Genomic DNA, 12,127 nt, shown 5'->3' on the forward strand with positions numbered 1-12,127 from the left:
GATCGACGCTTCGTCAGGATTTCTCCTGCGGGTGCAAATGAATGCGCTGGCTTGGTGCTTTTTAGTGAGTCTTGCTTTGTTTTTGCTCCGAAAAAGAGCAAAAACCGTTGATTAAGACGAAAAGGCGACAAGGTGCAACTGGTGTGACAGAAATTGGTTGCACCTTATTTGCTTTGTTGCATAGCATTCGCGGCTAAGGTGCAACCGCCTAAACAACAGGTTGATCTGCTGGTGTATTTCCTGGGGAAACATCAGTCATAAATGCGCGGGCAGGTAAATCGTCTCAGACAGGACGTTTGTGAGCGTACGGCCAGACCGCCGCTAAACATAAAAACAATGCCAGGGCTTAATGCAATGAGTGTAAGTAACCCAACGCTGATCACGTTCGTGATCTATATCGCGGCAATGGTGCTGATCGGTCTTATGGCCTATCGCTCCACCAATAACCTTTCTGACTATATTCTCGGTGGTCGCAGCCTGGGCAGCGTGGTAACCGCTTTGTCCGCCGGCGCATCCGACATGAGCGGCTGGTTGTTGATGGGCTTGCCGGGGGCAATCTATATGTCCGGTTTGTCGGAAAGCTGGATTGCCATCGGGCTGGTGGCCGGTGCCTACCTGAACTGGCTGTTTGTGGCGGGGCGCCTGCGGGTGCAGACCGAGCACAACGGCGATGCGCTGACCCTGCCGGATTACTTCTCCAGCCGTTTTGAAGACAAAAGCGGGCTGCTGCGGATCATCTCGGCGATCGTCATTCTGGTGTTCTTCACCATCTACTGTGCCTCTGGCATCGTTGCCGGTGCTCGCTTGTTTGAAAGCACCTTTGGTATGTCGTACGAATCGGCGCTGTGGGCAGGCGCTGCGGCGACCATCGCTTACACCTTTATCGGCGGTTTCCTGGCGGTGAGCTGGACGGACACCGTTCAAGCTACCTTGATGATTTTCGCGTTGATCCTCACGCCGATCATCGTGCTGCTGGCCACCGGTGGCGTTGACACCACCTTCCTGGCCATCGAAGCCAAGGACCCAAGCAACTTCGACATGCTCAAAGGCACCTCCTTCATCGGCATCATTTCGCTGATGGGCTGGGGCTTGGGCTACTTTGGCCAGCCACACATTCTGGCGCGCTTCATGGCTGCCGATTCGGTGAAGTCGATTGCCAAGGCGCGTCGTATCTCCATGACGTGGATGATCCTGTGCCTGGCCGGTACGGTCGCTGTGGGCTTCTTCGGTATCGCTTATTTCTCGGCACACCCGGAAGTGGCAGGTCCGGTAACTGAAAACCCTGAGCGTGTGTTCATCGAACTGGCCAAGTTGCTGTTCAATCCATGGGTTGCCGGTGTATTGCTGTCGGCCATTCTGGCGGCCGTGATGAGCACCTTGAGCTGCCAGTTGCTGGTGTGCTCCAGCGCCCTGACCGAAGACTTCTACAAATCCTTCCTGCGCAAAAATGCATCCCAGGTCGAATTGGTATGGGTCGGTCGCGCCATGGTGCTGGTAGTTGCGCTGATTGCTATCGCGCTGGCGGCCAACCCCGATAACCGTGTGCTGGGCTTGGTGAGCTACGCCTGGGCAGGTTTCGGCGCTGCGTTCGGTCCTGTGGTACTGATCTCGGTCATGTGGAAAGGCATGACCCGCAATGGCGCATTGGCCGGTATTCTGGTCGGCGCTGTGACCGTGATCGTCTGGAAGCACTTCAACCTGTTGGGGTTGTACGAAATCATTCCGGGCTTCATCTTCGCCAGCATCGCCATTCTAGTGGTCAGCAGCATGGGTCAAGGCCCAAGCAAGAAGATGATCGAGCGTTTCGACGCTGCCGAGAAAGACTTCAAGCTGAATCACTGAGTGTCTTGAGCCACGGCTCAATCAAACCGTGATGAAAAACGGCCCGTCTCCTTTGGAGGCGGGCCGTTTTTATTGGTGGGCAACTTGAAAAGAGCAGCATGAGTCGGATTGTTTAACCGTTTAAAACTGATGTTTCTCATTTGTTGTGCGGGTTCTTCTGAAGCGTTAATGGCCTGCCGAAGACGTATTAGCCTTGGTTGAGTGCTCGGTTTTGAGCGCATTAACCAAGGAAAGTTAAAATGCGAAAAAAGATATTCCTCGGAAATATTTCCCCTCGTGACCTGCCGTTTTCGCTGCAAAGCGGTTATGTGTGGACCATCTCTTTGTATGCACTCACCCCGGGAGGCACCGAACGGCTGTTGCTTGAAACGCGTGGTTATTACGCCATTCCGACGCCTTGGACATTTGCCTTTCATCTGGATGAAGACGAATGGAAGAGTCCGGTTGATGTCTGCCGATTCCATGTGCAAGTGCTCGACAAGCAGGTACTGATTGCCGAAGCCAGCGAGAAATTCTCCATTGACTGGATGGATACGGCGACGAGCGTACATAACCTGGTGCTTGAGCCTCGGGCGATTTGATCAAAACACCGCTTGGCGCGGAGCGAGGCTTTACCCCTGACGTTATTCGCTGCACAAGGTAAACTTCGCCCCCTGCGCAGGAGCAACCATGAACTATCGTCACGCCTTCCACGCCGGCAACCACGCCGACGTTCTCAAACATATCGTCTTGACCCGCCTCATTGCCTTGATGTCGCGCAAAGAGCAGCCATTTGCTTACCTCGATACCCATGCCGGGATTGGTTTGTACGACCTTCAAGGCGATCAAGCCAATCGCACGGGCGAGTACCTGGAAGGCATCGCGCGGTTGTGGGGTCAAAAAGACCTGCCTGCGATGACGGCGGACTACATGCAAGTGCTGCACAAGATGAACCCGGATGGCCAGTTGCGCTACTACCCAGGCTCGCCTGAACTGGCGCGGCGTCTGACCCGTTCGCAAGACCGCGTGTTGTTGAATGAAAAACACCCCGAAGACGGCGTGATGCTCAAAGACAACATGAAAGGTGATCGTCGGGTGGCGGTGCATTTGGGGGAGGGCTGGCACGTACCGCGGGCGCTGCTGCCCGTGGCCGAAAAACGTGGCTTGATGCTCATCGACCCGCCGTTTGAAAAGCTCGACGAGATGAAGCGCTGCGCCGAATCGTTGAAAGACGCCATCAGCCGCATGCGCCAGACCGTTGTTGCGATTTGGTACCCGATCAAAGACAAGCGTCAACTACGGCGTTTCTACCAAGACCTGGCAGGTTCTGGTGCGCCGAAATTGCTGCAAGTTGAATTGTTCGTGCACCCGCTGGACACTCCAAACAGCCTGAACGGCTCGGGCCTTGCCATTGCCAACCCGCCGTGGGGTCTGGAGGATGAACTGCGCGACCTGCTGCCATGGCTGGCCAAAAAACTGGGCCAAACCCAGGGTGGCTGGCAGATGGAATGGTTAATAGCTGAATAAGCCGTAGTCGCTGACGAGGTACGAAGGCTGCGATGGGCTGCATATGAAGGGCCTTGGGTCCTTTTCGCAGCCTTCTTGCCTCGTCAGCGACTACAGTCGATGCCTTTCATCAAATAGGGCAGGTCACGCCTGTGCCGCCGATGCCGCAGTAGCCCTGGGGGTTTTTCGCCAGGTACTGCTGGTGATATGCCTCAGCGAAATACACCGTCGGTGCCTCTTCGATTTCGGTGGTGATGGTGCCCAAACCTGCCTTGTTCAGTTCCGCCTGAAATACTTCAGCGCTGGCCTTGGCTGCTGCCAGCTGCTCTGGCGTTGTGCAGTAAATCACTGAACGGTACTGCGAGCCGATGTCGTTGCCCTGGCGCATGCCCTGGGTCGGGTTGTGCAGTTCCCAGAACATTTTCAGCAGGTCTTCGTATTTGACTTTGGCCTGGTCGTACACCACCAGTACCACTTCGGCATGACCCGTCAGGCCCGAGCAGACTTCTTCATAAGTCGGGTTGGGGGTAAAACCGCCAGCGTAACCCACGACCGTGCTGACCACGCCATCGCGCTGCCAGAATTTGCGCTCTGCGCCCCAGAAGCAGCCCAGGCCAAATATCGCAAAACCGACGTCGTCCACAAACGGGCCCAGCAGAGGGTTGCCGTTGACGAAGTGGGTTTGCGGGAGTTGCATCGGCGTTTCACGCCCCGGCAGGGCTTGTTCTGGAGTAGGTAGCACGTTTTTGTTCACCAGGATGTCCGAGCGCAAGACCATGTTTCGAGTCCTCTCAGTCAGGTAGTAGGAAGTTAGACCCTTAGTGTGCCCGAGTGTTGCAGCGCTGTCAGGTCAGCGGTCCGCGCGGATAGCGTTTGAGTTTTTGGTCCAGTTCGGCGCCCGGGATCGGCCGGTCGAACAGGTAGCCCTGGCCCACGTCGCAGCGGTGGCGGCGCAGGAAAGCCAGTTGAGCTGCGGTTTCGATACCTTCCGCCACCACTTTGAGCTTGAGGTTGTGGGCCATCGCGATCACCGCGGAGGTGATCTCCATGTCGTTCTGGTTGTCGGGGATGTCATTGATAAAGCTGCGGTCGATTTTGATGATGTCGATCGGGAATTTTTTCAAATAACTGAGTGAGGAATAACCCGTGCCAAAATCATCCATGGCCAAGGTCAGGCCCAGTTCTTTGAGTTGAACGAGTTGCAGGCGGGTGTCGTCGGTGGCTTCCAGCAACAGGCCTTCGGTCAGCTCAAGTTCCAGCAAAGCGGCGGTCAGTTGTTCTTCCTTGAGGATGCTGGCAATCGAGGCCACCAGGTCCGGGTCGGAAAACTGCTTGGGCGAAAGGTTGATCGCCACCTGTAAGTTACCGAACCCTGCCGCACTCAGTTGTTTGCTCATGCGGCAGGCCTGGCGCGCGACCCATTTGCCAATGGGGATGATCAGCCCGGTTTCTTCGGCCACGCTGATGAACTGGTCGGGGCGGATCATGCCTTTTTCGGGGTGGTTCCAGCGCAGCAAGGCTTCCATCCCTAACAGTCGGCCGGTGCGCAAGCAGAGTTTGGGTTGGTAAAACACATCCAGTTCGTTTTGTGTGAGGGCCCGGCGCAGGTTGTTTTCGACGAACAGCTTGTAGCTGGCCTCGGCGTTCAAGGTTTCGGTGAACACTTGCACTTGGTGTTTGCCGTTGGCTTTGGCCTTGTGCAGTGCCAGGCCGGCATTGCGCATCAGGGTTTGCGGATCCAGCCCGTGCAACGGTGCGCAGGCAACGCCGACAGAGCCGGTGACGCTGATCAACTGGTTATCGACGAACATGGGCTTGTCGAGGGTCATGAGCAGTTGGCTGGCGGTCTGCTGGCCGACTTCAAGGTTGGTGTTGTCGAGCAGCACGGCGAATTCGTTACTGGCAAACCGCGCCAGGTTGTCCTCAGGGCTGAGGCTGTTGCGCAGGCGTCGGGCCAGGCTGATCAGCAGCTTGTCGCCTGTCTGATGGCCGAGGCTGTCGTTGATTCGCTTGAAGTTGTCGATGTCCACCAGCAGCAGGCAGACCTGGGTGGTGCTGTCGCGGGCGAAGCGCTCATCGAGGTTGCGAATAAAGGCCGGGCGATTGCCCAGGTTGGTCAGGTTGTCGGTGTACGCCAGGCGTTCGATGCGCTGTTGAGCCAGCTTGGACTTGGTGATGTCTTCGTAAATGCCGATGTAGTGGGTCAGTTCGCGATTGTCGCCGTAGACCTTGGAGATCGACATCTGGCCCCAGTAAGGCTCCAGGTTCTTGCGCCGGCTCTTGAATTCGCCCTGCCAGCTGTTGCCGTTGCTCAGGCTTGAGTGGGCATCGAACAGCAGATCGCTGAGGTTCTCCAAGGCGGGCAGCTCTGACAGTTTGTGGCCCTGGACTTCGTCGGAGCTGTACTGGGTGATGGCGGTAAAACTGGGGTTTACGTATTCGACCACGCCGTCGCAATTGACCAGCAGGAAGGCGTTGGCGCTTTGCTCGACCGCCCGCTGAAACAGGTGCAGGGCGTTGGTGGCGGTGCGCCGTTTGTGGTTGTTGATCACTTGGGCGAACTGGTCGGCCAGCTCCCCGGCAAAAGCGATTTCGTCGGCTTTCCACACCCGGGTCTTGCCGGTTTGTTCAAGGCACAACACACCGATCACCTGGCCATCAATGCGGATACTCGCATCGAGCATCGCATTGGCTTGGAGTTGATACAGACTGGCCGCGAGCTCACGTGTACGCGGGTCGCGATTGGCGTTCTGCGCATCGATAGAGCGGCTGGTGTGCAAGGCTTCGAGGTAGTCCGGGAAAATACTGACGTCGATGACTTGTTGCGTCACGTAAGCCTGGCTTTCGCGCTGATAAGCGGAAATAGGCACCAGCTGATGGCCTTCGAGGTTCCACAGGCTGGCGGCATCGATTTGGTAAATATCACAGGCGCTACGGGTGATTAGCTCGGCGGCTTCTTGCAGCGAGTTGTGCTGGCTGTACTTATGGCGCGCCAGACGCAGGATCAGGTCCTGCTGGGCGCGCACGCGTTCCAGGTGTTGCAGTTGTTCTTGCTGGGCGCGCTGGTTCAATTCCAGGGCGATGTGCAGTCGGCTGTTTTGGGTTTCGAGTTCGGCGACAGGTAGCGGCGGCGTGCTGCTGACTGGGCCTTCGAGCACCAAGAGGTAGCCGCGCAACAGATGGCGATTGTGTTGCTTGTAGGGCTCACCCACTTCCATCAGGTTCAGCGGCCCATGAGTCGAGTGCAAGGTGTAGTGCACGACGTAGTGGGGGCTGTTTCGCAGTTGCAACTCAATGGCGTCGTGCAAGCGATAGCGGGCCTTGGGTTCCATCAGGCTGGCGTAAGGTGAGCCGACCAGCGCGCACAACTCTGCCGCCGGGAAGCCAAAATGGCGCTCGCATCCAGGATCAAGGTAGAGCAAGGCCCAACTGGCTTCATTAAGCCGTTCGAAACGCAGCATCCCGAGCCGCGAGGGCACGGGTAACTGCGTCACGACCTCGGCTGCCATTCTCGGGGCAGCATCGGATTGGCTTTTCATTGAGGCACTCGCTTCACACATGCGGATGGCGTAAGGGCGCAAGCCCTGTTTCTGCGGTCTGCGGCAAGGTTGCATCATGCTTACAGCGCTGACAAGTGAACTTGACAGCGATAAAGCCATAGAAGGTTATCGGCAGCCCGGCAAGTTGCCACAGGCTGGCGTTCGCGGGTTTCAGTGGTATGACTGTTATTTAAGCTCAATCGTCACCGATTGGAGCAGTTGACCTTTTTTATTATGGAAATCGACTCTCAGGCAAAGCCCCTCAAGGGTCAGGCAAGCGAAATTATCCTCGCTGATAACGCGGCTGGTGAGCATTGGCCAATAGGTGTCGCTGCCCACGGTGGTCAAGGCTTTATCAAGGCTCAGGCTGGAGGATTTGGCATAGGGCAGCAGTTTGGAGTTGCACAGTGGCGAAGACACGATGTTATGCACAATGAACGTCGGGTCCTGGCTGTGGGTGAGTTGGCTTGTCAGAGAACCGTGGATGTCGCCGGACACAAAAATAACGTTTTTGATGGCGTGTTCGCGGATCCACTCCAGGATGCGGTTGCGCTGTGCCGAGAACGAAGTCCAACCATCGTGGTGATGCTTCTGGTCCAGTAGAAACAGCACGCTGCTGACGACGAACTTCACTTTGGCCGTGCTGTTTTTCAACCATTTCAGCAGTTCGTATTCCTGCTCATGGTCGATCATTTGTGTGTGGGTGTGCGTCCGTGTGCGTTGGGTGCGGCAGTCCATCACGAACCAGTCAGTGGCGGCGTCAGCAAACGAATACCAGTAGTGTTTCGGCGTGCGGTCTATACGCCCGTTGGGAAGCAGGCCGTGGATGGGGCTGTGGCTGGCTTGGTAGATTTCATAGGCGCGCATGGCGTTGTTGAAGAGGACGTCATCCCCGGTGGTTTTTTTGGCGGGCCAGTTGTCTTCGATCTCATGGTCATCAAGGATCATGTAGGTCGGTGTGTTCGCCATCAGGTTGCGGATGTGCGGTTGCGAGAACGCCGCGCGATATTTTTGAGTGATGGCGACATAGTTACGGTCGGGGGCAAAAAAGTTCATGTCATCGACATACACCTGGTCCCCCACCATCATTAGGCCATCTAGCGGGTTTGGGTGGCTCAGCGCATGAATGGCCCCAAAGATCTCGTCGCCCAGTTCCGGCGCTGACGGTACGCCTAAAGTAAGCCTCAGGTAGCGGCACGAGCCCACGGCATAGCGGTGTGTGCGCTTGGATTGGGTTGACGCTGTCTTGAAGGTGTAGAGCGTCGACGGCCATTGAAGGTCGATTTGCCTTGCCGTTTTGGAGGTAGAGGTCGTGAACCAGCCTGCCTGATATTCGTAGCGTGTATCGGGGGTCAGGTTATTTAACACCAGCGTGTCTGACATGTCGTACTCGGTGTTGAGTCTGGAGTAGACACCTTCGGACCACTGAGTTTCGCCGAGCTTGCGGTGACGGACCCCGGCAAATACCGGGGCTTCAGGGGCCGGTGCAGCGCGTAGAAAAATCCGCGTTTGCTCAGTGGTGGTGTAGCCAACAATTGGGCCAACCGTGGGTTGTTTCACATCGAAATCCTTTCGGGTGTGGGCGCGGTGTGTCACGCGCAAAATTGAGTCCTTTTATTAACCGTAGAAGTGCCTGAGAGAAGCACCCATTCCCCCATTCAGCGGTCGGTGTAGTACCGGGGAGGCGTGGGGTGTAGTCGCTGCCGAGGCACGAAGGCTGCGACTACGGTGCAGACATGCCAGGCAAAAAAAAGCCCCGCTTATTGGGCGGGGTTGAGGTACGAGCGTGGCGCTCGGAAAACAGTGCGCTATCCCGGCCTTCGGTGAGGAAGGCCGGGACGTGGCTTACAGCAGGATCGTGCGGATGTCGCCCAGCAACTGGCTCAGACGCTGGGTGAAGCGTGCAGCAGCGGCGCCGTTGATCACACGGTGATCGTAGGACAGCGACAGAGGCAGCATCAGTTTCGGCTGGAAGGCTTTGCCGTCCCAGACCGGCTGGATGGTTGCCTTGGAAACGCCAAGAATCGCCACTTCCGGTGCGTTGACGATCGGCGTGAAGCCGGTGCCGCCAATGTGGCCGAGACTGGAAATGGTGAAGCAAGCGCCTTGCATGTCGTCAGCGGTGAGCTTCTTGTCACGGGCTTTGGCAGCCAGTGCCGCCGCTTCAGCCGCCAGTTGCAGCAGGCTCTTCTGATCAACGTTCTTGATCACAGGGACCAGCAGGCCATCCGGGGTGTCTACGGCGAAGCCGATGTTGACGTACTTCTTGCGGATGATCGCTTTGCCGCTTGGCGCCAGCGAGCTGTTGAAGTCCGGCATTTCCTTGAGCAGGTGGGCGCAGGACTTGAGCAGCAGAGGCAATACGGTCAGTTTCACACCGGCTTTTTCTGCGACGGCTTTTTGCGCGACGCGGAAAGCTTCCAGCTCGGTGATGTCAGCCTGGTCGAACTGAGTCACGTGCGGGATGTTCAGCCAGCTGCGGTGCAGGCTCGACGCGCCGATTTGCATCAGGCGGGTCATGGCCACTTCTTCCACTTCACCGAAGCGGCTGAAGTCGACAGCAGGGATTGGCGGAATGCCAGCGCCACCGGTTGCAGCGCCGGCAGCCGGAGCTTCCTTGGCTTTCTGCAGAGCGGTTTTAACGTAAGCCTGTACGTCTTCTTTCAATACGCGACCGTGCGGGCCACTTGGGTTCACTGCGTTCAACTCAACGCCGAACTCACGGGCCAGTTGACGCACAGCAGGGCCGGCGTGAACTTTGGCGCCGCTTGGTGCAGGTGCGGCGGCCGGGGCAGGAGCAGCCTCGGCTTTGGCAGCTGGCGCAGGAGCAGCAGCGGCTGGGGTTTCAGCTTTGGCAGCAGGTGCTGGCGCAGCTTGGGCCGGTGCCGCAGGCGCAGCTGCGCCCGCCACTTTAAGCTTGAGGATGAAGTCGCCAGTGCCGACTTCGTCGTCCAGCTTGACCGAAATGCTTTCCACCACACCGGCGGCTGGCGATGGAATTTCCATGCTGGCCTTGTCGGATTCGAGGGTGATCAGCGATTGATCCGCTTCAACGGTGTCGCCAGCCTTGACCAGAATCTCGATGATTTTGGCTTTGCCCGACGAGCCGATGTCCGGGACATGAATGTCCTGGACCGTCGAGCTTGCAGGTGCAGCTGTCGGGGCCGCTGGGGCTTCGGCAGCTGGCGCGGCGGCTGGCTTTTCAGCCGCTGGCGCAGGGGCAGCGGCTGGCGCTTGAGGTGCCGCAGCGGCGCCTTCGGCTTCCAGTTCCAGCAACTCGTCGCCTTCTTTCAGGCGGTCGCCCAGCTTTACTTTCAGGCTTTTGACGATACCGGCTTTGGGAGCAGGGATTTCCATGCTCGCCTTGTCCGATTCCAGCGTCAGAATGCTCTGATCGGCTTCGATGCGGTCGCCGACTTTTACAAACAGTTCGATGACTTCGCCGTCACCGCTGCCGATGTCAGGTACTCGAATGAGTTCGCTCACAAAAATTCTCCTCAGCAGTCCAGTGGGTTGCGTTTTTCCGGGTTGATGCCGAACTTGACGATGGCTTCTGCCACCACCTTAGGTTCGATATCGCCACGGTCAGCCAGAGCTTCCAGGGCTGCCAACACCACGAAGTGACGGTCTACTTCAAAGAAGTGACGCAGTTTTTTGCGGCTGTCGCTGCGGCCGAAACCGTCAGTGCCCAGCACTTTGAATTCTTTGACCGGAACCCACTGGCGAATCTGCTCGGCGAACAGCTTCATGTAGTCGGTGGAGGCAATGACAGGACCTTTACGCCCAGTCAGGCACTCTTCGACGTAGCTCAGCTTAGGCTTCTGGCCTGGATGCATGCGGTTGCTGCGCTCAACGGCCAGGCCGTCGCGACGCAGTTCGTTGAAGCTGGTAACGCTCCATACGTCAGCACCGATGTTGAATTCTTCACGCAGGATCTTCGCGGCTTCACGCACTTCACGCAGGATGGTGCCGGAGCCCATCAGTTGCACGTGGTGAGCGGCTTCCTTGGTGTCTTCTTCAAGCAGGTACATCCCTTTGACGATGCCTTCCTCAACACCGGCCGGCATTGCTGGCTGCTGGTAAGACTCGTTCATCACGGTGATGTAGTAGAAGACGTCCTGTTGCTCTTCGGTCATCTTCTTCATGCCGTCCTGAATGATCACCGCCAGCTCATAGCCGTAGGTTGGATCGAAGGTGCGGCAGTTCGGGATGGTGCTCGCCAGGATGTGGCTGTGACCATCTTCGTGTTGCAGGCCTTCACCGTTGAGCGTCGTACGCCCGGCGGTGCCGCCAATTAGGAAACCACGGGTACGGCTGTCGCCAGCGGCCCACGCCAGGTCACCAATGCGCTGGAAGCCGAACATCGAGTAGAAGATGTAGAACGGCAGCATTGGCTGGTTGTGGTTGGAGTACGAAGTACCGGCCGCGATGAAGGAGCTCATGGCGCCTGCTTCGTTGATGCCTTCTTCGAGAATCTGGCCTTTTTTGTCTTCTTTGTAGAACATCACCTGGTCTTTATCGACTGGCTCGTAGAGCTGGCCGACGGAGGAGTAGATGCCCAACTGACGGAACATGCCTTCCATACCGAAGGTACGGGCTTCGTCCGGGATGATCGGAACGATGCGCTGGCCGATGTCCTTGTCCTTCACCAGCTGTGCCAGGATGCGCACAAATGCCATGGTGGTGGAAATTTCACGGTCGCCGGAGCCGTCAAGGATGGCCTTGAGGGTGTCCAGTGGCGGGGTCGGAATGCTCATGCTCTTGGCGCGACGCTGAGGCACGAAACCGCCCAGTGCAGTGCGGCGCTCGCTCAGGTAGCGGGCTTCAGCACTGCCTTCTTCTGGTTTGAAGAAGGGCAGGGATTCGATGTCTTCGTCTTTGACCGGGATGTCGAAACGATCACGGAACAACTTCAGGCTGTCGACATCGACTTTCTTGGTGTTGTGCGCTGTGTTTTTCGCTTCGCCAGCGCCGGTGCCATAACCTTTGATGGTTTTGGCCAGGATGACGGTTGGCTGGTCTTTGTGATTGACCGCTTCGTGGTACGCCGCGTAGACCTTGTACGGGTCGTGGCCGCCACGGTTGAGTTTCCAGATTTCGTCGTCGGACAGATCAGCAACCATCGCCTTGAGTTCTGGCGTGTTGAAGAAGTGTTCACGTACGAACGCGCCGTCTTTGGCTTTGTAGTTCTGGTACTCGCCGTCGATAACTTCGTCCATGCGGCGTTGCAGAATGCCGTCGACGTCTTTGGCCAGCAGTGG

Annotated in this window: 8 protein-coding genes; 3 read left to right on the forward strand and 5 right to left on the reverse strand. The window is 57.3% G+C overall.

Translation table 11 applies throughout. The annotated features are described in order from the left end of the window. Nucleotides 1-354 precede the first annotated feature (354 nt). From putP to ACIQYF_RS01470, 3 genes are all read left to right on the forward strand, one after another. Nucleotides 355-1,842: a sodium/proline symporter PutP gene (putP, locus tag ACIQYF_RS01460; RefSeq protein WP_402855778.1), complete on the forward strand. Its 1,488-nt coding sequence runs from the start codon at nt 355-357 to the stop codon at nt 1,840-1,842. 239 nt (nt 1,843-2,081) lie between these two features. Beyond that, nucleotides 2,082-2,423: a hypothetical protein gene (locus ACIQYF_RS01465; protein WP_402855781.1), complete on the forward strand. Its 342-nt coding sequence runs from the start codon at nt 2,082-2,084 to the stop codon at nt 2,421-2,423. An 88-nt stretch (nt 2,424-2,511) separates the two neighbouring features. Continuing rightward, entirely contained in the window at nt 2,512-3,348 is an 837-nt protein-coding gene (locus ACIQYF_RS01470; protein WP_402855784.1) for a 23S rRNA (adenine(2030)-N(6))-methyltransferase RlmJ, read from the forward strand. A gap of 109 nt (nt 3,349-3,457) precedes the next feature. Here ACIQYF_RS01470 and msrA read toward each other — a convergent pair whose 3' ends face one another. From msrA to aceE, 5 genes are all read right to left on the reverse strand, one after another. Beyond that, nucleotides 3,458-4,105, reverse strand: coding sequence for a peptide-methionine (S)-S-oxide reductase MsrA (gene msrA / locus ACIQYF_RS01475; protein WP_402855787.1), 648 nt, complete (start codon nt 4,103-4,105; stop codon nt 3,458-3,460). A gap of 67 nt (nt 4,106-4,172) precedes the next feature. After that, a complete protein-coding gene (locus tag ACIQYF_RS01480) occupies nt 4,173-6,866 on the reverse strand; it encodes an EAL domain-containing protein (protein WP_402855790.1) in 2,694 nt (897 codons plus the stop codon). A gap of 186 nt (nt 6,867-7,052) precedes the next feature. Beyond that, on the reverse strand, nt 7,053-8,426 hold the full coding sequence (locus ACIQYF_RS01485) for an alkaline phosphatase D family protein (RefSeq protein ID WP_402855793.1): 1,374 nt from the start codon (nt 8,424-8,426) through the stop codon (nt 7,053-7,055). Nucleotides 8,427-8,711: 285 nt separating this feature from the next. Beyond that, entirely contained in the window at nt 8,712-10,352 is a 1,641-nt protein-coding gene (gene aceF / locus ACIQYF_RS01490) for a dihydrolipoyllysine-residue acetyltransferase (RefSeq protein ID WP_402855796.1), read from the reverse strand. An 11-nt stretch (nt 10,353-10,363) separates the two neighbouring features. Beyond that, a partial coding sequence (gene aceE, locus ACIQYF_RS01495; protein ID WP_402855799.1) for a pyruvate dehydrogenase (acetyl-transferring), homodimeric type occupies nt 10,364-12,127 on the reverse strand: 1,764 nt, incomplete at its 5' end.

The sequence above is a fragment of the Pseudomonas sp. NPDC096917 genome (assembly GCF_044762555.1).
In the GTDB taxonomy this organism is placed as follows: Bacteria; Pseudomonadota; Gammaproteobacteria; order Pseudomonadales; family Pseudomonadaceae; genus Aquipseudomonas.

Excerpts from the sequence above, each read along its gene's own strand:
- putP (WP_402855778.1), top strand. The coding sequence starts at position 355 with ATGAGTGTAAGTAACCCAACGCTGATCACGTTCGTGATCTATATCGCG.
- ACIQYF_RS01465 (WP_402855781.1), top strand. The coding sequence starts at position 2,082 with ATGCGAAAAAAGATATTCCTCGGAAATATTTCCCCTCGTGACCTGCCG.
- ACIQYF_RS01470 (WP_402855784.1), top strand. The coding sequence starts at position 2,512 with ATGAACTATCGTCACGCCTTCCACGCCGGCAACCACGCCGACGTTCTC.
- msrA (WP_402855787.1), bottom strand. The coding sequence starts at position 4,105 with ATGGTCTTGCGCTCGGACATCCTGGTGAACAAAAACGTGCTACCTACT.
- ACIQYF_RS01480 (WP_402855790.1), bottom strand. The coding sequence starts at position 6,866 with ATGAAAAGCCAATCCGATGCTGCCCCGAGAATGGCAGCCGAGGTCGTG.